This window comes from Paenibacillus glucanolyticus (genome assembly GCF_037333485.1).
Lineage (GTDB): Bacteria > Bacillota > Bacilli > Paenibacillales > Paenibacillaceae > Paenibacillus_AQ > Paenibacillus_AQ glucanolyticus.
In genome coordinates, this window is record NZ_CP147845.1 from 4,467,202 (window position 1) to 4,487,396 (window position 20,195).

At 50.2% G+C, this 20,195-nt stretch carries 16 protein-coding genes and 1 other annotated feature; of the genes, 1 reads left to right on the forward strand and 15 read right to left on the reverse strand.

The features are described from left to right. Positions 1 to 45: 45 nt before the first annotated feature. The 12 genes from WDY75_RS21025 to WDY75_RS21080 all read right to left on the reverse strand — a co-directional run bounded on the left by WDY75_RS21025 (position 46) and on the right by WDY75_RS21080 (position 15,288). Positions 46 to 1,413 carry a glycosyltransferase family 2 protein gene (locus WDY75_RS21025; RefSeq protein WP_006209306.1) on the reverse strand — a complete coding sequence of 456 codons (1,368 nt, stop codon included), beginning with the start codon at positions 1,411 to 1,413 and terminating at the stop codon, positions 46 to 48. A 43-nt stretch (positions 1,414 to 1,456) separates the two neighbouring features. Continuing rightward, positions 1,457 to 2,650 (reverse strand): HEAT repeat domain-containing protein, encoded by a 1,194-nt coding sequence (locus WDY75_RS21030; RefSeq protein WP_063479072.1) that lies wholly within the window; start codon positions 2,648 to 2,650, stop codon positions 1,457 to 1,459. Positions 2,651 to 2,668: 18 nt separating this feature from the next. Beyond that, positions 2,669 to 4,927 carry a hypothetical protein gene (locus WDY75_RS21035; RefSeq protein WP_063479071.1) on the reverse strand — a complete coding sequence of 753 codons (2,259 nt, stop codon included), beginning with the start codon at positions 4,925 to 4,927 and terminating at the stop codon, positions 2,669 to 2,671. A 964-nt stretch (positions 4,928 to 5,891) separates the two neighbouring features. Continuing rightward, the gene (lysS, locus tag WDY75_RS21040; RefSeq protein WP_063479070.1) at positions 5,892 to 7,451 is read right to left on the reverse strand and encodes a lysine--tRNA ligase; all 1,560 of its coding nucleotides are present in this window, start codon (positions 7,449 to 7,451) and stop codon (positions 5,892 to 5,894) included. 64 nt (positions 7,452 to 7,515) lie between these two features. Beyond that, positions 7,516 to 7,788 (reverse strand) — a binding site (T-box leader). Between the two features lie 48 nt (positions 7,789 to 7,836). Then, positions 7,837 to 8,859: a potassium channel family protein gene (locus WDY75_RS21045; protein ID WP_006209300.1), complete on the reverse strand. Its 1,023-nt coding sequence runs from the start codon at positions 8,857 to 8,859 to the stop codon at positions 7,837 to 7,839. Positions 8,860 to 8,893: 34 nt separating this feature from the next. Beyond that, positions 8,894 to 9,286, reverse strand: coding sequence for a DUF350 domain-containing protein (locus tag WDY75_RS21050; RefSeq protein ID WP_006209299.1), 393 nt, complete (start codon positions 9,284 to 9,286; stop codon positions 8,894 to 8,896). After that, entirely contained in the window at positions 9,283 to 9,957 is a 675-nt protein-coding gene (locus tag WDY75_RS21055) for a hypothetical protein (RefSeq protein WP_006209298.1), read from the reverse strand. The genes WDY75_RS21050 and WDY75_RS21055 overlap by 4 nt, the downstream gene beginning before the upstream one ends. After that, the gene (locus WDY75_RS21060) at positions 9,958 to 11,157 is read right to left on the reverse strand and encodes a glutathionylspermidine synthase family protein (RefSeq protein ID WP_063479069.1); all 1,200 of its coding nucleotides are present in this window, start codon (positions 11,155 to 11,157) and stop codon (positions 9,958 to 9,960) included. Then, entirely contained in the window at positions 11,154 to 11,828 is a 675-nt protein-coding gene (locus tag WDY75_RS21065; protein ID WP_063479068.1) for a hypothetical protein, read from the reverse strand. Before WDY75_RS21065 ends, WDY75_RS21060 begins: the two co-directional genes overlap by 4 nt. Before the next feature lie 25 nt (positions 11,829 to 11,853). After that, positions 11,854 to 12,069 (reverse strand): hypothetical protein, encoded by a 216-nt coding sequence (locus tag WDY75_RS21070; protein ID WP_006209295.1) that lies wholly within the window; start codon positions 12,067 to 12,069, stop codon positions 11,854 to 11,856. Positions 12,070 to 12,594: 525 nt separating this feature from the next. After that, a complete protein-coding gene (locus WDY75_RS21075) occupies positions 12,595 to 13,467 on the reverse strand; it encodes a hypothetical protein (protein ID WP_063479067.1) in 873 nt (290 codons plus the stop codon). Between the two features lie 186 nt (positions 13,468 to 13,653). Then, entirely contained in the window at positions 13,654 to 15,288 is a 1,635-nt protein-coding gene (locus WDY75_RS21080; RefSeq protein WP_231888040.1) for a cobyric acid synthase, read from the reverse strand. A gap of 309 nt (positions 15,289 to 15,597) precedes the next feature. Between WDY75_RS21080 and WDY75_RS21085 the strand changes: the two genes are divergently transcribed. After that, entirely contained in the window at positions 15,598 to 16,572 is a 975-nt protein-coding gene (locus WDY75_RS21085) for a hypothetical protein (protein WP_006209291.1), read from the forward strand. 36 nt (positions 16,573 to 16,608) lie between these two features. Here the strand turns inward: WDY75_RS21085 and WDY75_RS21090 are convergent, their stop codons facing one another. The 3 genes from WDY75_RS21090 to WDY75_RS21100 all read right to left on the reverse strand — a co-directional run bounded on the left by WDY75_RS21090 (position 16,609) and on the right by WDY75_RS21100 (position 20,162). Beyond that, the gene (locus WDY75_RS21090) at positions 16,609 to 17,664 is read right to left on the reverse strand and encodes a Gfo/Idh/MocA family protein (RefSeq protein ID WP_063479066.1); all 1,056 of its coding nucleotides are present in this window, start codon (positions 17,662 to 17,664) and stop codon (positions 16,609 to 16,611) included. 34 nt (positions 17,665 to 17,698) lie between these two features. Next, entirely contained in the window at positions 17,699 to 18,433 is a 735-nt protein-coding gene (locus tag WDY75_RS21095; protein ID WP_063479065.1) for a ThuA domain-containing protein, read from the reverse strand. 109 nt (positions 18,434 to 18,542) lie between these two features. Beyond that, the gene (locus WDY75_RS21100; RefSeq protein ID WP_063479064.1) at positions 18,543 to 20,162 is read right to left on the reverse strand and encodes an extracellular solute-binding protein; all 1,620 of its coding nucleotides are present in this window, start codon (positions 20,160 to 20,162) and stop codon (positions 18,543 to 18,545) included. Between the last annotated feature and the right edge of the window lie 33 nt (positions 20,163 to 20,195).

A 20,195-nucleotide genomic window follows, 5' to 3' on the forward strand; every position in this document is an offset into this window, starting at 1 on the left:
CTCTTTATGGTTTGACGCTGTAAAAACATGAACCGGGCCTTGATGTCAGGCTGCCTCGTTCTTGTCTTTCCAGCTCTGCCGGGTCATGGTTCCCCATGAATTGTTGTTTTGCATGTATTGAATATGCCCCTGTACCCTCCACAGCACGCCCAACTGGTGGTAACCCACAAATTTGAGTGCCGAGAAGAGAAGCATCTTCACCAGATCCGACAATTTGGTATACCGCCGGAAGGCCATCTCCTCCAGGATGAGGGCGCCTACACTGAGCAGGTACCCGCTTAAGAAGTTGACGAGTCCAAACACGACCAGTACTTGCCAATTTGTCATATCCAGCATTACATATCCAAGCAGAGCCAGAAGGCCCGTGATTCTGAAATAAGGGTTTAGCGCTTCAAAAATAACGTTGTAGGGCATTGTCAGCAATCCCATGACTTTATATTTCGGGTTGAACAGCATATTGCGGTTCTCGATCATGTTCTTCAAATTTCCCCGTCCCCAGCGCTTGCGCTGGTTGGACAATATGTTGTAGCTGTCCGGCGCCTGCGTCCAGCACACTGCTTCCGGACAGAAGGAGACTCGATATTTGATTTTATTTTCCAGCATATAGCGGTGCAGCTTGATGATGATATTCATGTCTTCTCCGGGATAACCGCCCCGATAGCCGCCTACGGCAATGACATAATCTTTTCGAAACATGCCGAAGGCTCCGGAGACGATGATAAGCCCGTTAAGATGACTCCAGCCGATTCGTCCCCCCAGAAAAGCTTTGAGGTATTCAATCGATTGGAACATGGGCCACATACGGCGCGGCAAGGATACGTCCTTAACCTCTCCGTTCTCAATCACGCAGCCGTTGGCAATTCGAACATCTCCCCCGATGGCCACCGTCTCTTCCGGGTTCTCCATATACATCCGGGCCATCCGGATCAGCGCATCCTTCTCCAGCAATGAATCCGCATCAATGGAAGAGATCAGCGGATAACGGGAGAGGTTGATTCCCGCGTTCAATGAATCCGCCTTGCCGCCGTTCTCTTTATCAATCACGTATAACTGCGGATACTGGGGGTTGTAATAAATCCCGCGCATCTTATGGGTATGGATGTTCCCGCGCAGCTCCGGATTTGGCAGCAGCGTCAATCCATACTCCTCAATCAGCACCTGCAATGTGTCGTCGGAAGATCCGTCATTGATGACAATAACCTCGTACGTGGGATAATTCAGTGTCATCAGACAACGAACATTCTCTGCGATCGTCAGCTCTTCGTTGTAAGCGGGAACCAGCAGGGATACGGATGGTACCAGCTCGGAGCCGGACAGCGTATTGTATTTTGAGTAATTAGCCCGTCTGAAAATATCCCGGATATTTCTGAAAGAGAACAACAGAATTACAAAATAAAGCGCGCTAACGGCCATGACGTAATATATCGCCACCATGCCGTAAGTGAGCAGGATGTCTCTAAGCAGTGTAATCCCCTCCTACTCCTGCAACGGTGCCGATGCGCTTATTCGGTTGAACACCGAAATAACGATCGTACACCAGTTTTCTTTTGTTATAGGCAACCATTTGCTCCACTTGTTCATGTTCGCCTTCCTTGGCCATGATCCGTTCGATCCGGTACAGTGCCGTTTCCCTTGCCGGACCGGTTCCTGTCAACGCAGCCTGACACAGTGTCTCGAAACCTTGTTCTCCAAGCATGGCAAGACTCTCGGCGCTATGATTACGCACATACCAATTGTCATCCTTCAGGGCAGAAGCCAGAAGCGGAATGCTCCCTGCGGCATGAAGCCGTCCCAGCGCCTTCGCTGCTGCTGAACGTACTTCCCACGCATGATCATTCATTAGCTCCTCAATGGTGTCATCCTTCAGGGCAGGGTTGGAGCTCAGGTACAGCTTGACCGCTTCTGCGCGTACGTCCTTCTCCTCGGATCCCACCAGTTTGCCCAGTGCAGGAACGACCGCCGGAATGGCTTGCCCCCACATGGCAACGAGCGAAACCTTGACCAGTCCCGGATCCGGATCATCCAGAAGCTTACGCATAAGGCTGGCCGAATCCAGCCGGGTCTCGAGCAAAATATCGGCAGCCATATGATGGATGGCTTTATCGTACGAGAGCAGCTTCGACAGCATCTCCCGAATCTGCTGGGACTGCACCGCGCTTTTGGCTATTGCCCGCGCAATGATGATGGTCATGGGACCGTATTTCATGCGATTCATCATATGCTGAAGCTGCGGCACCGCCTCTTCGGCACGCATCCCCCCAAGCCGGTAGGCCGCCTCGATTCGGCGGTCTTTCCGCAGGCTGGACAGTGCCCGGATATCGGCCTCCACAAATCCGGCATCCCTGCACAAGCGAAGCAGCTTCTCTCTGGCATCCCCTTTGAACTGCTCGATCCATTCCATAAACTTGGCCTGAATGACCCGGCGTTCTGCCGGGGTCAGTTTGCCAGGCGGAAGCTCTGGCGTTATATCGCCATGCAGATGGGTCTGCACATACACAAAGTAATCATGGTACTTTTTCTTTAAACGTTCCATTTCTTTCTGCTCGGCATTATGCTTGATCTTCATTTGGAACAACAGGATAATGCCGGCTGCAATGAGGCCGAGACATACATAGATGAATACGTACGCCATGGCTAAATTTGAAAACATATCCGATGGCTCCTCCTTTTATTTAGCATCTGATTGCCGCCCCGGTTCAGGCAGGCGGGTGAAGATTTCCTGCATATCGTAATAGCTTTGCTTCAACCGCTCACTGTACTTGGTGGCTTCCCACAGCTCCCATGTATAGGGTTTGATATCCTGCAGGTTTATAGCCTCCGGCGATTCGGCTGCCGAAGCCCCGTTCTGCTTCGAGCGTTCCGCAATCCATGGTGCCAAGCGAATTCCATCCGCCGTCACGGTGCTGAATGAGCGCTTGTCTTGAAGCGGAGTGTAATCCACAACCTGCAGCGAGCTTGGGTCTCCGAATCCCAATAGCATCCAAGGAATTCGCATCTCAATGAACTGTCCTTGATACTGCCACGCTGTAAGAGAATTGAAATCCGGAGATTCCGGATCGGTGGTCCCCCGTTTGAGAATTCCTACGGTTTCATCCACAAACGGATGAGAGAAACGGGTGTCCGGGGGATTCATCAGCAGGCTGATCGCCAGCTTCCAGGAGTGAAACGATCCACCCGGTACTACAGGATCATTCTTCGTGCCCTTGGCTTCCTCCCCTGGCAGCATCCAATATCCTTCTTCGCCGTACAATCGGCTGTGAAAGTCATAAGATGGCGCTATGGTTACCTGGGACTCGTCCTCTTGCCCTAACTGAATCAAAGTCTCCAAAGCTCCGCCGGTAAGCGTTCGTCCTGCCAGCTCCTTCTCCGGGATGTCTCCGCCTTGAATCGTGTCCGCTCCAATGAAGAGCTTCGAACGCTCAGGGTCAAACACCTCGCCCAGCTCCATGCCAATGTACAGATAGGCTTCATCATGAGTCAGCCTCATGCTCTTCACCCCCGGAGCCGTTCCGGACCAAGCCTTAACCTCCCCATCAGGAAGCTTATCCCAGTCAGCCAAATCGCCGTCAATCGTAATCTGCTCTGTTTTACCCGGCTGCATGGCCAGAACCCCGAACATCTTCTCGTTGGTCAGCACATTCAACCAGAATGCCCGGCGGTCTGCTGGGATTTCAAAAGGCATCGTATTCCATGTTTTCTTGAACCATTCGTCCTGCCACATGAACAGGATTGCCCCGGAATATCCCTCATCGTAAATATCCTGGGTTAGTGAGACGTTGACCAGACCCTGCTCTGCTTCATCATGCCCGCCTTGATCCTTCCCTCCAGGACCATGGTGTGAAACGCCTATGGATGACGGCACGCCATATTCGGTGACCATGATCGGCATATCCTCGAACTCCGCCTTCAATTTGCGCAGGTAGGCTTTGTATGTGTTGTATTCCCCGTCTCCATCAGGAATGGTCTGCAATGTTTCGTCCGTTCGGAAGAAATCCGGATAGTACGGATACACATGGTAAGCCGCAAAATATCCTGCTTCCCAATTCACCGGTGTGACATGCCTCGCGTCAACAGACACCAGATCCTCCTCGAACAGCGGTTCGCCGGGATGCTCCAGCACATCCGTTGTGACCCAATTCGTAAATGTCATCGGATGCTGCCAGCCATACTTCTGCTCTTCGGTAGCCGTATAATCCAATAAAGATGCCAGCCAATTCTCGAAGGGGCTTGCGTCTTCCGTCCCCGAGAAATAGGAGCCCTCGTATTGAGGAACATCCTTATGTACCGTATTTGTTTTCTCAACCATGGCGGGGTCCCACTCTGTACCCACATGCCAGGCCATCAGGTACTTGCCTGCATTGACCTTATACTTGCCACTCGACTGCCCATGTTTGGGCTCTACGTTGATATCCCCATAGACAGCCGCGACTGCCTTGGATATTTCGGCTTTAAACGTCTGGACGATTTCCTCGTCATAAGCATCCTGACGCTCGATCAGCTGCTCCTCCGGCGACCAGATGCCCTGCATAAAGTACAGGGGGTCTTCGCCTTTATCACGGTTATATTTCACCAAAGCCGAGTAAAAGACCGGATTGTGCACCGTATAGACCCTGATGACGTTTGCTCCCATGTCATCAATCTGCTTGAACCAACGCAGGTAATCCTCCTCCGTTGCCGGCAGCTCACCAGGATAATGCCCCGGTACCGTTGCACCCAGATTCACGCCTTTGGCAAAAACCTCATTCCAAACCTCTTCGTTTTCATATTCCAATAAAGAGGTGCCCTCGGTTTTGAACTTCATTTTCACGCCGTCCGCATCCGCATACGTTTTTAATGACGGTCTTAGATATCCTAGAATTACAGCGGCACCGCAGAGAAGCACTATAGTGCAAAGCGCTGCGATTACCCACCATTTTCGTCTGCTCATCGTCTTCGTTGCTCACCTGCCCCTTCTATGACATGCTGATTGCTGCACCGACGTTCATGACGTGAGCTATACTCGTCATTCTATAGCCGATGCGTTCCCGATACCATATTCCTTCTTTACCAACTTTTCTAATACCGACAGTAGTCTTAAAGAAGCGGATTTAACACTCCCATAACTTTTCCCCCGAATCATGCATCGCCGTCTCTTCAACCTTGTCATTTGACAACTTCACAAGATGATGTTAGTTACGTGTAGCTAACGGGCATGGCCCCGAAGAAGCTGTAGCCTGTATGACTTTATCCCATGAAAGGAGTACAGCGTGTTCAGACCGTTTTCAGAAAATTTTCGTGAATCGTAATATTAAACGCAGAAAAATTGCTAAAGTTCCGGTCATTTTTACATCATTATCCATAGTTATGACAAAATTGATACCAAAGTCGTATAAAAAAACGGCTGAGAACCGCATTCTGTAAAGGATTGGCAATATTAGCCTTTTATACAAAATGAGAACAGAGTCCTGTACCGGGATTGGGTAATATTCTATAGATTTGATTATCAGGATCAAGTGGTAAGTATCGCCTATTTTTGATGATTTCGGTCTCGATTACTTAGCAGTAGTTTACATAAATTAGTTTGAAAATTTACACAAATCCGGGCATGACAACATAAAACAGACCCGATAATTAGTCTTGCGGGTCTGTTTGTAAGGCTATGAGGTTGAAAAAGTTACCTTGATTACCGTTTATTCTACAGGCAAATGTCACCTTCACCTCCAAAATGTCGAATATCTCCACTCCTCTACCCGCCCCTATATAAGCGCCAGCGGCGTTAATTGATTCATCGTTTAGACATCGGCAACATCCGACCCTGAAATCCACTGTAGTTCCCCGGACATCTGATGAATTGCCCACGTCTTTGTGACCAAGTCGATTGTACCTCCCCCCGAGGATAAAGCCCGTCCTCCTTATTTCTGAAAATTCAGGAGATCAAGCATTCGATGCACGCCGACACCCTCGATCAAGATCGGAATACGGGGACCTTCATCGCGGCCAAGGACCAATTGATAGATAAGACTGAACAAACGCTTCTGATTTTGTTTCATCATCTTCTTATCATCATGGTGGCAGATCGCATAGATCTTCTCCATTCGTGTTGATCCAGTAAGCTCGGCATCCTTCAGCAGATCGCATACGGTGTGAAGCCATTGCCGCTCCAATGAATCCAACGTCTCGTACCGTTGGTGATCCTGGTGCTCCTTCACGGTAATCAGCTTTTGCGGATACCAGTGTTTGATCCAATACTCGGCTCGTCGTGCGGTGGGTTCGAGCTGCTCCTTCGCATAACTTTCACCAACTCGATGCAATAGCTCCTGCAGAAGTCGGTAATCAAAATTCACGAGCGGCAATATGCCGGATAGCTGGCTGAATTTGGGAGCCCGGCCCGGATGGCTGTCCGGCATGGAGAGCTCGAGTGCAGCCTCAATATCAGGGCTTAACTCCTTAAAAGCAGCAGGATTGCGGTAACGCTCATATTCGGTATAGTTACGGATCACATCTTCATCAAGTCCGATATGGAAGGGTGCATTCGGCTGATACTTGGCAAACATAAACAGAATATTCTCAGGCGCGTACACCTTCAGCAGGTCCCCAGGCGTATAGTTGCTGCCGGAAGAGCTGGACATTTTTGCATGGCTCCCCTTCATGCTTATAAATTCGTAGGCCGCATAGGAAGGCGCTGGATTTCCGAAAATGTTCTCCGAGATCACTTTGGATACATTGTAGCTGCCTGTTTCCGACGAATGGTCTCTGCCTCCCGGCTCGAAGGCGACATTTTCCATCTTCCAGCGCATGGGCCAATCGATTTTCCACTGCAATTTCATATGCGTTGCCTGCAGGATCGACAGGGTGCCCCGATGCCCACAGATGCAGGCATAACCCAATCTTTCCGTTTGCTCATCGAATTGCTGTATCGTCGTTGTATCCCTTCTGCATTCCTCACAGTATACCTGTACTGGATAATAAACAGCCCGTTCTTGGTCATGGGCTCCACCCGTTTTGAAGGCATGCAGGATATCGTAAATTTCCGTCCTGTGTCGGATCGCATGAAGCATAAGCGAATTATACCGCCTGGATTGGTACTCCCGGCTCTGATAAATAAACTCGGGTTCGATCCCGAATTCGGCTAAGGCAAGCTCGAACTCCTTCTCATAATGCTCCGCATAGGAAGCATGACATCCGAACGGACATGGGACCTCCACGTAGGGCATGCCGATGTACTGCTCAAACCCCGGGTCCACTCCCGCAGGAACCTTCCGGAATCGGTCAAAATCATCCCAAGAGAAAATAAACCGAACCTTCCTGCCCTGCTTTCTCAGCGCTTTTGTTACAAAATAGGCCGTCACGATTTCCCGGAAATTTCCGATATGCACAGCCCCGGAAGGACTGATTCCGGCTGCGCACACATAGGTCTGCCTATCTGGATACCTCTCGATCAATTCGTTCGCGATTCGTTCTGACCAATGCATTCCGAGCCCTCCTCTAATTCGTTTGGTAAAAACCAAAAAAAGCCCTCATCCGCAAGATTGTCATCTTGAGGACGAGAGCTTTGAGAATACGCTTCGTGGTACCACCCCGGTTTGTGAAAGCTGTCACCAGTTCCACCTCTTCAGGTACGGCATCACGATGCTTATACCCTATCTCTGTAACGGGAGAGGCCCGTCGTAACATCCTTGAGCCCTTCTGCCCAATTCCTTACGCAGCTCCGAGTCTTTGTTCATTAAGAATATTGCTGCTCCATTCCCACCTGCCAGGAGCTCTCTGCAAACAACGTTTCTCAACTACTCTTCTCTTCATAGCTTTTCATTGTTTCCATAATATTTAAGCCATATTAAACCATGGCAATTCGAAATGTCAAGCAAGTTTACCAACAATCCGCCTATAGGTTGCCTCGTCCGAGACAACATACAGCTTGGCGTCCCGCGGGATCGGCTGATCCAGCTTGCGGTTAATGGTGAGGTCGTTGCGATCGGAGATAAGCGTCGCTCCCTGCCGCAGCAGATCCTGAAAGGCATCGCCATAAGTCTTCCATGCCTGGTTCAATGACACTTCATATATATCATCGCCATGCTCACGGCTAAGCAGTTGCATCAGCACATCCGAATTGCCCTCCTGCAGAGCTGCACGTACCGCTAAGCGGGAAACCGCATCATGCGAAAGAACAAACTCGTTCACATGGTTGTGGCGGAAATTCTGAACATGCTTCTCCTGAACAATCTCCACCGTGGTATGTACATTTGGTGCAATCCGTTCAATGCTAGAAACAATCAAGAGCGATTTGCCATCCACCAGCGCCGATTCATCAATCCGAGCGTCTGCAAATACAATCGCCGATTTCGCCTCCAGGATATTGGCCCGCATCAGCACGTCATCTGCTGACGGGTCCCCGCTAATAAAATGCACCTGTTCGAGATGCTCTGCAGGATGCTGACTGGAATCATCAATGACAACAATCTCGGACTCCGGCGAATACGACAAAATCTCATCGATGGCGGATTGCGCTTTTTTGCTCCAGTTTATAATGATCACTTGACCGCTGCCCCGAAAATTCAACCTGCCCGCCCCTCTCTGCCGCTGCATACTTCCAAACGATTCGATCACTTTACCAATTACTAAACTCAGCAGCCCGATACCAAAAATATATATAAATATGGTCAGTATCTTGCCGGGCACTGTGACTGCATAATAATCGCCGTAACCTACGGTTGCCATCGTGGTAAGCACCCAATAAAAGGCGTTAAACCCGTTCTGAAAGGTTTCCGGTTCCAGCAGAAATGCCAGCGTCGAGCACAGTACCACAAACAGAATGACAAGTACGCTGATCGTCGTTTTACGCAGACGCATCATTTTCAAAGATAATCTTAGAAAAAAGTGCACGTTCCTGATCCTCTCCCCAAGGGCGCTATTCTTCCTAAATAATCAAGCTGCTGATCGCAAAGGCTGTACCGATAAACACCATAGCGAGCAGAATTCCGATAGCTACATTCCCCTTTTGCAGTTGCTCGGAGATGCGAAGACCCGGCGTAACCAGCTCGAATACCCAATAGGCAACGATCAAACATACATACCCTACGGCAAACCACAGAATCATATGCCAGATCGATGAATTCGTGTATGCTGATATCCCCAGGATAATGGCCGTTGCCATAAATTTGCCTCCAAAAGCCAGTCCTACCGCTGTATTCCCTTTCTTCAGCTCCTCCATGTCGTTAAACCGGGTCATCCAGCTAAATATCAACATCCCCAGCAATTGAAGCACGATAATGCAGAGCACACTTATTACAATATTAACAACGACCGTCAATCCGCCCACCCCCGAAATTTTGCATAGGCCAAGTCGTAATCGGCGAAATCATGGACTTCCTCCAATACAACATCAACCGTTTTCTTTTTCTCCATTGCGGTAAAACGCTTCTCGTCAATCGGCTGTTTGATCCGGTTTCCTGTCGGCAATTCAACTACCGCAAAATGTCTTGTTTCTTTTTTGTATGTTGTTTTGTATACACCAATCAGCTTCACATCCGTTTTAACCGTGACTTTCAGGTTGGTTAAATCCGCTTGCGCGCTCTTCTTGTCCTTGAACGATTTGATCGTCTGCCAGGAGGATAACCGGATATCATTCCGCTGATTCGCATCGGTGGCGAGTTCGGCGTCCATGAATTCAAGCGTCCAGATTTTGTCCCCGGTTGCATAATTGTTGTCGTTTGGCAGCAGCTCGTTATCCGGCAGCACTGTCATATCTCCGCCAATCAAATCGCCTACCGTGCCTTCAACAATTCGGTAGTCCCATGGCACACGGGTAGAGGAGGATACTTCCTCTGAAGAACCGCTATGGAACACGGACGACTCATTGCTTCCGCATGCGCTCAGCGCCAGCACCATGATCGATAGAATCAGTACAGCCAGCACGACAGAAGGCTTCCTCTTCCTTAGAGGAGCGCCGCTTGGCTGCATTCCCTTTTGTTTCAACTGCATTTATTTCACTCCCATTGCGATAAAATGGCTGGAATTCCCCGTAATCAAGCCGCCCGCCCGTCCGAGCAAGCCGCAAGGAGTTCCATTCAGCACGAACAATCCGGTCAATAAATGAAATGCTCCTTCCGCTGTCTCAACCCGAGCCAAGTCCGCTCTTCGTTGATAGACCGTCGGGAACATCACACTCGTGTCGTAGCCGTCCTGATCCTCTACTTCAAGCTGACCTGCCTGATCGTACAGTTTAACAGAACCACCTTCACGGCCGAACATGGATTTGGAGACAAAATGACCGGAGAACACCGGTTTGTTGTATGTCGGCAGCATATATTTAAGGATGGCTTCCCGTTCGTTCTCCTCGTACAGAAGCCCCAGCTCATACATCCCCCACATGGCGGCAAGCAAACCTTTGGATTGCAGCAGAATGCTGTGCGGTGAGTTGAACAGCTGCAGTCGTCCCGTCTCGATGGCATAGGCCAGCGCATCTCCGCCATCATCGACGGACATCCATTCCTTCGGGTATAGGGCAAACATTCGGTGGATCTCCCGGCCGGCACCGTCCTTCAGCATGCCTTCATCCACCCACAGATCAAGACAATCCACCAATTGAATATCAAGACCGCTATGCCGGACCAACGCTTCAATCGTACCGGAGTCCTCTTTGTGCTCACCATATGCAATACAGGCTGCCGTATCGGGACGCTCCACTCCCCACGCCGCTGCAACCAGCTCCTGCATTCCTTCATTGGGCGAGAAGATTCCGGCTTGCCGACACAGCCATGGAGTGGCAATGGAAGCTTCAACATAGCCTGTAGGCGTATCCGCATTCAACTCAAGCAGCTTGATGCTGCCGTCATGGGCAATGGCAAAGTCAAACCTGGCATACCTGCTGATCAGCCCCTCCTCCGGGAGCGGGCATTCATCGAGCATTTGCCATAGGATTGGCGGAATGCCAATCAAACTGTATATGTGATGATTGCGATGAATATTGCGAACGGTTTTGTCTAAAATCGTCCACAGTATAGATGCCGCTTCTTCCAGCTCGTGATAGGTCTCTTGACGCATGGTCACAATCTGGTCTATCCAGTAGGCTTCCCCTTCCATGTCCGCCCACGTAAATCCAAGCTCCGCAAGCTCTGACACCCGCTCGTTCCGATTGGGCTCGGGCTTTCCTGTAACTTCAAACACACTTTCTTGACTCATCCTCCAAAACCACCGGATCTGGAGCTGGATTTCGAACCCGAGGAGCTGAATCCACTGGAATTACCGCCAATGCCGCCGGATTTGGACGAGGTGGAGCGGCGTGTAATCGTACCCGAAGATGAGGTTGAAGTTTTGGGGCGAACAGTCGAGTTTACCACCGGTTTGTTCTGGAACGTACCACTCGAATACGTGCGGGGTTTGTATGGTTTACCACTGTTCGCGTAATAACCGCGGTGATTGTTATACCATCCGCTGGATGAATAATAGGAACCGTTGTTAAACAGCATGTGATAGAGCAGCAGATCATCCCAGCCGAAGCCTGAGTTGTACCCGCCATAGTTGTTGACAACCGTCGTTCCGCCGCCTGAGCCTGCTGCAGCTCCCTCCACCGGCTCATCCTGGAATTCTTCCTCGCTTGGAAACGGAATGTTCCAATCCACATTCTTATCAAAATACTTCTTTACTTCTTCTGTTGACCAGGACACCAACTGCGGCTCGTCAGCCGAGGTAACCGCTTCCGATGCGAGATCCTTTGCGGCTGCGCCCGAAACCAGAAAAGCATTCGCTAACAAAGCGATGCCGAGCGAGCTTGACAAGACCCGGATCGGTTTGCCATCCGGCGTCAGCCATTTCGATGCCGGCTGCTCTTTTTTGTCTTTTTCATGACTCAAGATGATTTCTCCTTTCGGACAGGGTTCATTCGTTCCGCATCGGAACGAGCAGAAGCTCCAGTTTGCCCGTGTCTACATTTAATCTGCCTTCAATCGTTTCGTATTCCCGGCCGCCTGCGACGATATAGTTCACATGCTCCAGTGCGGCAACCATGTTAATCGTCCATGCACGCTCTTCAATCTGGATCAGTTCACCATCCGGTCTTTTTTCAAACAAAATGACATTCATTCCATTATCCACTGGTTCTTACCCCTTCCATCTAAGCAGTGAGTATTGATACGTGCAATATTTGGAATCGTTTCAGAAATCTATGATCATTTATCAACGCTTGCAGAAGCGATAATCTTCCAAAGACGCAATCCATATAATAACACCGCTACAGATTATTTACACCTTCGAATTAACATTAAAAAACTCCCGAAAATGAACATTCTAGCCATACAATGCCTGATTCTTTACGTTTTATAGGGTGTAGCATCAAATTTCGTGATCATGGTCTCCCTTGACATTGCCACTCATGTCATCGTTTAAAATCAAGGGCATTGCCCGCTTGATGCGGAAGGCTCCAGAAGATGAACGACGCCCGGCGCGATAAGCAACGCGCTGCGATCGGGAACACCACATGCAAAGAAGCATGGATCATTCCGCGAGGAACGAACCATGCTTCTTTTTTATAACCATAATCGCTGGTTTATCTGATCAATTCCCTGATTTCTTGCAGGTTATCGTGTTTCCGTCATATCGATCACTCCTTGTAAATGAATATTACTGGATCTCAACGACAAAAGGCACCGTCATCACTTCGCCCTGGTGTTGAAATTGCCCCCAAATCTTGTAGATGCCGCTATGGGGAAAGGTAGCGACAAACTCCGCTTTCGGTCCCGTGCTCTGCTCCTCCAGAGGATGCACATGGATGTACTGCTGGGCGTCTGCGGACAGAATGACAACATGCCCGACCGCGCCCAGGTATGGCTCCAAATCGCTGATTCCCTGCTTTGTCTGCGCATCCCGAATATGATAGCTGAGCACAACCTCTTCATTCGATAAGGTATTGCTCAGGCTCAGTTCAATTTCCTTGCCGTTTACTTGTTGGATCAGACTGGTGTCAGGTTGAACTGCCGAAGCTTCTCCTTCTTCTCCCTCGATCCGGAGCCATTCGCTTAGCGTCGTCCCTTCAGCACCCTTGGGGACAAAATCCGCAAACCATTTATATTCGCCGCCAGCCGGAAAAGTAGTTTTCACGGTAAATTTACCATTCTCCATGTAATCGGGATGGATATGGTGGAAAAAAGACAAATCCCGATTCACGATGATCAGATGCAGCAGTTTCTCATGATTGACATCAAATTCCTGGACGGGTGCGCCGTTACTGTCTGTGATCTGAATCGATAGCTCGGTTTCGGTGCCTGCGCTTACCGGCTCATTCGATGTAACTGCAGCTTTGTAGTTGTTCGAGGCAGCCTCATGCCCGCCTTCGTGTCCACTGTGTCCGTTCTCTTCCTGGTTTGCGTTTTCCTGATTTGAGTTCCCTCCCTGGCCACCCGTATCTTGTACCTGCTTCGCGTTATCGCATGATGTCAACAATCCCAAAGCAAGCAGGCCCGTTAAGATTAGCAAGGTCCCCTTCTTATTCCACATAGGCTATCACTCCAATCATGGATATACTTTGCGGTGACTTTAACTCTCTTTTATTAGTATACCCCCCTATCCTATAATTAATCAATTTTAGTTTTCTTCCTCCCCACACAGATAACACCTTGCAATTGAGGCAAGGTGTTCTTCTATTCTTCACTATTACCCCAAGAACCCATCTATTCCTTATGGCTATAAGCGCGTACAGCCGATGATTTCATAAATCTTCTCCATGTCCACATGCTCCCGCACGATGTCTGCCACACGGTCGAATTCCGCGAATTTGCGTGCCTCGGCTTGGAACGTTACCGGAATGGCATCCAGTCCCTTACTCCCCCGGACACCGTTCAGCCATGACCTGCGGAAAGCATCGTTGTCAAACAACCCGTGCAAATAACTTCCCCATACTCGGCCATCGGCGGTAGCCAAGCCTTCTGGATGGATAGGAGTATCTTCTTCACTTTTTAAAGAATTCTCGCAGTCTGCTTCTATTAAAAACAGTGGATGGTGCCCCGATCCGCCAGGCATCGAGGTCCATTCGGTCACGCCCATATGGATTTCATAGGCCGCTATCGCCACATTGGCCTCTGTATCCGGTAGAATGAGTCTCAAAGGATGTTCCTGTGACAATCTCCCTTTTACGCGAACGGTCCTTTTCTGTTGTAAAAAGGAGGTCCGGATCGGCAGCAGCCCAAGTCCTGCCGCATCCCGTTCGTTTCCTTCCACCGCATGCGGATCGGACAACTGCTCGCCCAGCATTTGATATCCTCCGCAGATGCCAACCAGCTGCACATCCCGCTGCTGCGTCTGTTTCATAATCGCATCCGCCAGCCCCCGATCCTGGATAAACCCGAGATCGCTGATCGTATCCTTGGTGCCAGGCAAAATAATGACGTCCGGCGTCCCGAGTTCATCAACCGATTGGACAAAGCGCACGGTAACATCCGGCTCCCAGCGCAGCGCATCAAAATCCGTAAAGTTCGAAATCCGCGGATACCGGATAACAACAATATCGAGGTCGCGTTTTTCCTGTCTTTGATATTGAAGCTCATCCAGCACAACGGAATCCTCAGCCTCGATTCGCATGTCCTGAATATAAGGGAGAACGCCCAGCACGGGAATGCCCGTCCGCTCTTCTAGCCAGTCCAGTCCCGGCTTCAGCAGTGCCAAATCCCCGCGGAACTTGTTGATGATAAACCCCCGGACCCTGGCAACCTCATGGGGCTCCAATAGTTCAAGGGTGCCTACGATGGAGGCAAACACGCCGCCGCGATCGATGTCTGATACCAAAATCACCGGCGAATCCGCCCATCCCGCCAAATTCATATTCACAATGTCGCGGTCCTTGAGATTGATCTCCGCCGGACTTCCCGCGCCTTCCATAAGCACGATATCGTATTGCTCCCGGAGCCGATCGAGTGCAGCCAGTACGATTCCCTTGGCCTTCGGCAAAAACTCCGTTCGGTAATCCATCGCACTCATCTGCATTTCAGGCACGCCGTGGATTACGATTTGCGAAAACATGTCCTTCATCGGCTTGATCAGGATCGGATTCATGTCCGTGTTTGCGGCAATGCCGCAGGCTTCGGCCTGCACGCCCTGCGCTCTGCCGATCTCTTTGCCATCCAGCGTCACGTAGGAGTTAAGCGCCATATTTTGCGACTTGTATGGAGCTGTGCGATAACCATCCTGGAGGAGAATACGGCATAGCGCGGTCGTTAGGATGCTCTTGCCTACGTCCGAGGCCGTGCCCTGCAGCATAAGTACTGCTCCCCGTGCCTCGCCGTTATACGTATGCGTATCGTTTATGTATGTTCGTTCACTCATCTTCCTCACCCTTTTCCATGACTTGATCTGCTTGTTCATCATTATAACAAACCGCTGCCAAAGGGGAGCATTATGACTCCATTCCGGAATCTTAGGTTCCTGTTCGGCGAAAACGTACACAAAGCAGGCGATCCGCCTGGATCACCTGCTTTGTGTCATTCAAAACCTTTATAGACACTCAAATGTGCGAGCGCTTAGGGACAATATTTTTCACAATGAGGGATACATTCATCTATTAATATACTTTTTTAGTCAAAGTTGTATTATCTTGGATAGGTGACTAGAGTGGTTAAGGGAGGAACTGATTGAATGTTAATGTATTTCAGCGAGATTAGCAACATCTATATTCATGTAAAGTGGTTTACGGACAATTTCGAATGGGTTCCCCTGCCCTTCCCCCGTGTCGTTACATTGACCTTCTTGTTTTGGTTAGCGTTTACATTGTTCGTCTTACTGGTATCGAGTGTGTTCAACGATCCGTTGGGTAAGACGCGGCCCGTGGTGCGGATTCATCAATTCCTGTACCGTCTCAGGCCGCATACCGAAGTCATTCTCCGCATCGGGCTGGCCATCGGCCTGGTACTGCAGCTTCTGAGCGGTTCTTATCTGGCACCCGAATTCAGAACCAATTCCATGTGGATTATCCTCGGCCTCTCTGCCGCCGCTGCGTGTCTTCTGTATCAGCGTACATTGCCGATCAGCGGTGCCATCCTGTTCCTGTTGTATATTCAAGCTTCATTAAACTACGGTATCTTTCATTCCATTGATTATTTGATTTATATCGGTATTGTGTATTATCTGTTCGTGTGCGGCACGCCCTTGAAAAAAACAGCCGCTCCGGTCATGTATGTATGCACAGGCATGTCCCTCGCCTGGCTCGCCATGGAAAAGCTGACCATTCCAGAACTGGCGTGTTCTGTCATGGGCAGCTATGGACTGCCTACCTTCGGATTCTCCATCGAACACTTTGTTATGATCAGCGCTTTTATCGAAATTGGACTGGCGTGGGCATTCATCGTAGGCATCATGAGCCGATTCACCGCCCTGCTGGTATCAGGTATTTTTATTATGACAAGCCTTGTATTCGGTTACAAGGAAGTCATCGGGCACACCATCATTCACACGCTGCTGATTCTGTTCCTGATCGAAGGCACAGGCGATCTGCGGACACCTTTTCAGTTCCACCGCTCGCCCGTCCTTCGCGGATTATTTGTAAGCGTAAACTTTTGCCTGTTTCTGTTCAGCTTAATGGCCTTGTACATCTGGATGGGCAAAACACTGTGAGACAGCTGTTAATTTCCTGGTCCCTGAACCCCGGCTTTAATTCGGGAGCTCTACTGCTGCCCTGGCTTCGCTTGCCCGGATTACGGCATCCAGCACCTCTTGATTCCGATAGCCGTCCATGAATCCAGGAACTCCATCGGCAGGCGCACCGCGTAATACGGCTGCAAAATCCGCATATTGCTTCACCTTGCAATGCTCCGGCACTTCCATTGTCGTTCTGGAGAGCTGACCTGGCTCCTCCTCTCGAATCCATATGAGCCGGTCCGGGTCCAATGTGCTGGCATGTGCCGTACCGAAGTCGCCATATATGGACACCTCATGCTGATTGCCTGAGCCAAATGCATTGCGCGATGTCTGGAATACGCCCATAATGTCACCCGTCATCCGCGCCTGAAAGCTTGCAAAATCGTCTACTTCGATCTGGGCCATTGCGCCCGTTACCGGATCGCGGCGTTCCGGAATAATCGTGTGCAGCTGTGCGGTTATTTCCTCGAACTCCCCGAACAGAAAGCGCGCCATATCAATCATGTGCGATCCCAAATCACCCAGAGTGCCTGTGCCCGTGATGGCTTTATTGTATCTCCACATGTAAGGAACCTGCTCGCTTGGCACACCGAACCCTTGCAAATACTGAATCGAGAAGTGACGAATCGTACCCAGCTTGCCTGTGCGCACCAGCTCTCTGGCATAACGGAAAGCCGGTGTGTAACGGTATGTAAAACCGATCATGGCCGGAACGGGCTGTCTTTCATACTGCTCCAGCAGGGGCACCGCTTCTTCGAAGACGCGAGTGAATGGCTTCTCCGCCAAAAAGGGCTTGCCTGCCTGCAAGCATGCACTGATAATATCTGCGTGCACATTGTTAGGTGTAATCGAGATTACGGCATCGACGTCCGGATCTTCAATTAAATGATGGAAGTCAGCGTAACGCTTGCTGTCCTCAATGCCGAGCTGATCGCCTACCCGAGCCACAGCTTCACCATTTACGTCACTAACGGCGACAAACTGATACATGTTCTCTTCATTCATCCAACGGATATGCTCCTGAGCCATGCCCCCCAAGCCAATTAATCCAATGCGAAATTTATTCATCTAGATGCACTCCTCTTCTATATAACTGATGGTCTTAGGATTGAACAACAGGGACGATGGGCGCAACCCGTCCGTAGGATGTTTTTGCCCCATCAACAGGCACAGCCCAGAACACGCCGTTCGTGATCACCTGCAGAATCTCGGGCTGGTGGTACACAGGGAACATTTCATGGCCTGGACGGAAATAAAACAGCTTCCCTCTGCCTCTCCTGTAACAGCACCCGCTGCGGAACACTTCGCCGCCTTCAAACCAGGAGATAAATACCAGTTCATCCGGTGCCGGTATTTCAAACCGTTCTCCATACATTTCTTCCCTCGGAATTTCGATATATTCACCAAGACCCTTCGCGATAGGATGACCGGGCTCGACCACCCACAGCCGTTCGATCTCGCCATCGTCGCGCCACTTCAGCATGCCGGTGTTTGTACCGAGAAGCTTGGAGAAGATCTTGGAGCCATGACCGGAATGAAGGACAATCAGTCCCATGCCGTCCAGAACGCGCTGACGCACCTTCTCGACAATCTCGTCCCGCACCTCATCATGTGCCAAATGGCCCCACCACAGCAGCACATCCGTGTTCGCCAACCGCTCATCGGTCAATCCGTGATCCGGCTCATCCAATACTGCGGTAGCTACTTCTAAGCCTTCAACTCCTTCGAGATGATCCGCTATTGCTCTGTGAATCCCATTCGGATAAATGCTCGCTACCTGTTCATTATGTCTCTCATGCCGGTATTCATTCCATACTGTGACTTTGATGTTTCCCATGATTGCAACCCCCTGTAGGTCGATAGAGTTCTTCTTTTATTCCCTGAATAATCACACTGCCCCACAGCCTATTGATCTGCGGGGCAGCCTGAATCCGTGCAGCCGATCCTTATTTCACGCTGATATAACGCTGATAAGCTTCCTTACGGATCTCGATCAATCGCTCTAACCCCATGTCGTTCAGCTTCTTGACATAAGCGTCCCATTCCGCATCGATATTGCCTTCGGATATCCACTTCGCCCGGGTTGTGCCGACAAAGCCATCGATATCCGTTGTGAGTGTAGGCAGTTCCTGGAACTCCTCAGCACTGTACATCACATTCGGGAACGGCGTGGTTACATAATCGCTGCCCAGCTTGTCAATGACCAGCTTCAGACCGTCCCCCGTAGTCTCATCCAGAATGATGTTTTTCTCGAAGCTCGGGCTCACATACTTCGGTCCGAAATCCCGGACGGACTGTTCCCAGTACCAAGCGTCGGCACTCGTTCCTTCCGGAGGATTCATCAGGGTAAAGGTACCGTCATCGTTCTTCTGGATTACAGTGCCGATGGCTCCCCAGAAATTCTGGATGCTCGCTTCATTGGTGTAGAACTGATCCGCCCAACGAGCTGAGACCTCCGGATGTTTGTTCGACGTTGTAATGAGGAACTCATTTCTTCTTAAACTCATGCCCTGCGGCTCACCGCCCTGATATCGCTTGCCGTCAGGTCCTGCGATGGACGGGATTGCAATGTATTGATCCTTCCACTTGCCAAACACGGCATCCGGGACCCATTGATTGGAGAAACCGATCAGCGCCGCATCCGGGTTCTGATGTTTCGCCGTGGACATGGTGCTGTCCTGCGTGAAAATCTCTTGGTCGATCAGGCCTTCCGAATACAGCTTGTGTGCCCACTTGATCGCTTCCTTGTAATTCTCCGTCACCGGATAATAAACAGGCTCATTGTCGATGACCATCATGCTGTTGGCATTGATGTCAGTGATGCCGAATGGATTCAACAAATCCATGCTGATATTGCCCGATCCGCTGACCGGAATTTCATCCGCCTTGCCATTTCCGTTCGGGTCCTTATCTTTAAACGCCTTGAACACTTCATACAGCTCGTCTGTGTTATCCGGAACATCCAACCCGAGTTTATCCAGCCACGTTTGGTTAATGATCGGCTGGATTGACGCCTTCGGTCTCGACGGCAAGCGTGCCGGCAGGGAATATATTTTACCGTCCGGGAATGTGCTCATCTTCTTCATCTCTGGCGTTTCTTCCAGCGCCGCTTTCAAATTTGGCATGTATTGATCAATGTAATCGTCGAGCGGACGGAAATAAGACAGGTTGTTCACGATGTCGGAATCGCTGAATACGATATCACCGAAAATAATATCAGGCAGCGTCCCGCTGGCCAGCATTATCGATTTTTGCTCTCCCCAATCATTGGAGGACATGATTTGCCAATTGATTTTGACATTAGTCTCCTTCTCCAAATCCTTGAGCCACTGGTTCTGAAGGAAGGTGTCCCCCATATTGCCCCAGCGAACAGTCAGGACGTCCAGGGTTATCGGCTCATTCACAATCGGCAGGCCCTCTCTATTGAAAGCGGCCTCGGTATCCGTCTTAGCCTCATTGTTCTTGCTGCCGCTGCAGCCGGCCAGGTTTAACAGCAGGATTGCCGCCATCATAATAGAGAAAGCCCATTTCAGATGATGCGGCCTCTTTTTATTGTTTGTTCCCATACCACCATTCCCCCAATTATTATTTTCTTGGAT

Bases quoted from the DNA above. Each gene is read 5' to 3' on its own strand.
- WDY75_RS21025 (WP_006209306.1), bottom strand. From the start codon at position 1,413: ATGGCCGTTAGCGCGCTTTATTTTGTAATTCTGTTGTTCTCTTTCAGA.
- WDY75_RS21030 (WP_063479072.1), bottom strand. From the start codon at position 2,650: ATGTTTTCAAATTTAGCCATGGCGTACGTATTCATCTATGTATGTCTC.
- WDY75_RS21035 (WP_063479071.1), bottom strand. From the start codon at position 4,927: ATGAGCAGACGAAAATGGTGGGTAATCGCAGCGCTTTGCACTATAGTG.
- lysS (WP_063479070.1), bottom strand. From the start codon at position 7,451: ATGCATTGGTCAGAACGAATCGCGAACGAATTGATCGAGAGGTATCCA.
- WDY75_RS21055 (WP_006209298.1), bottom strand. From the start codon at position 9,957: ATGCAGTTGAAACAAAAGGGAATGCAGCCAAGCGGCGCTCCTCTAAGG.
- WDY75_RS21060 (WP_063479069.1), bottom strand. From the start codon at position 11,157: ATGAGTCAAGAAAGTGTGTTTGAAGTTACAGGAAAGCCCGAGCCCAAT.
- WDY75_RS21075 (WP_063479067.1), bottom strand. From the start codon at position 13,467: ATGTGGAATAAGAAGGGGACCTTGCTAATCTTAACGGGCCTGCTTGCT.
- WDY75_RS21080 (WP_231888040.1), bottom strand. From the start codon at position 15,288: ATGAGTGAACGAACATACATAAACGATACGCATACGTATAACGGCGAG.
- WDY75_RS21085 (WP_006209291.1), top strand. From the start codon at position 15,598: ATGTTAATGTATTTCAGCGAGATTAGCAACATCTATATTCATGTAAAG.
- WDY75_RS21090 (WP_063479066.1), bottom strand. From the start codon at position 17,664: ATGAATAAATTTCGCATTGGATTAATTGGCTTGGGGGGCATGGCTCAG.
- WDY75_RS21095 (WP_063479065.1), bottom strand. From the start codon at position 18,433: ATGGGAAACATCAAAGTCACAGTATGGAATGAATACCGGCATGAGAGA.
- WDY75_RS21100 (WP_063479064.1), bottom strand. From the start codon at position 20,162: ATGGGAACAAACAATAAAAAGAGGCCGCATCATCTGAAATGGGCTTTC.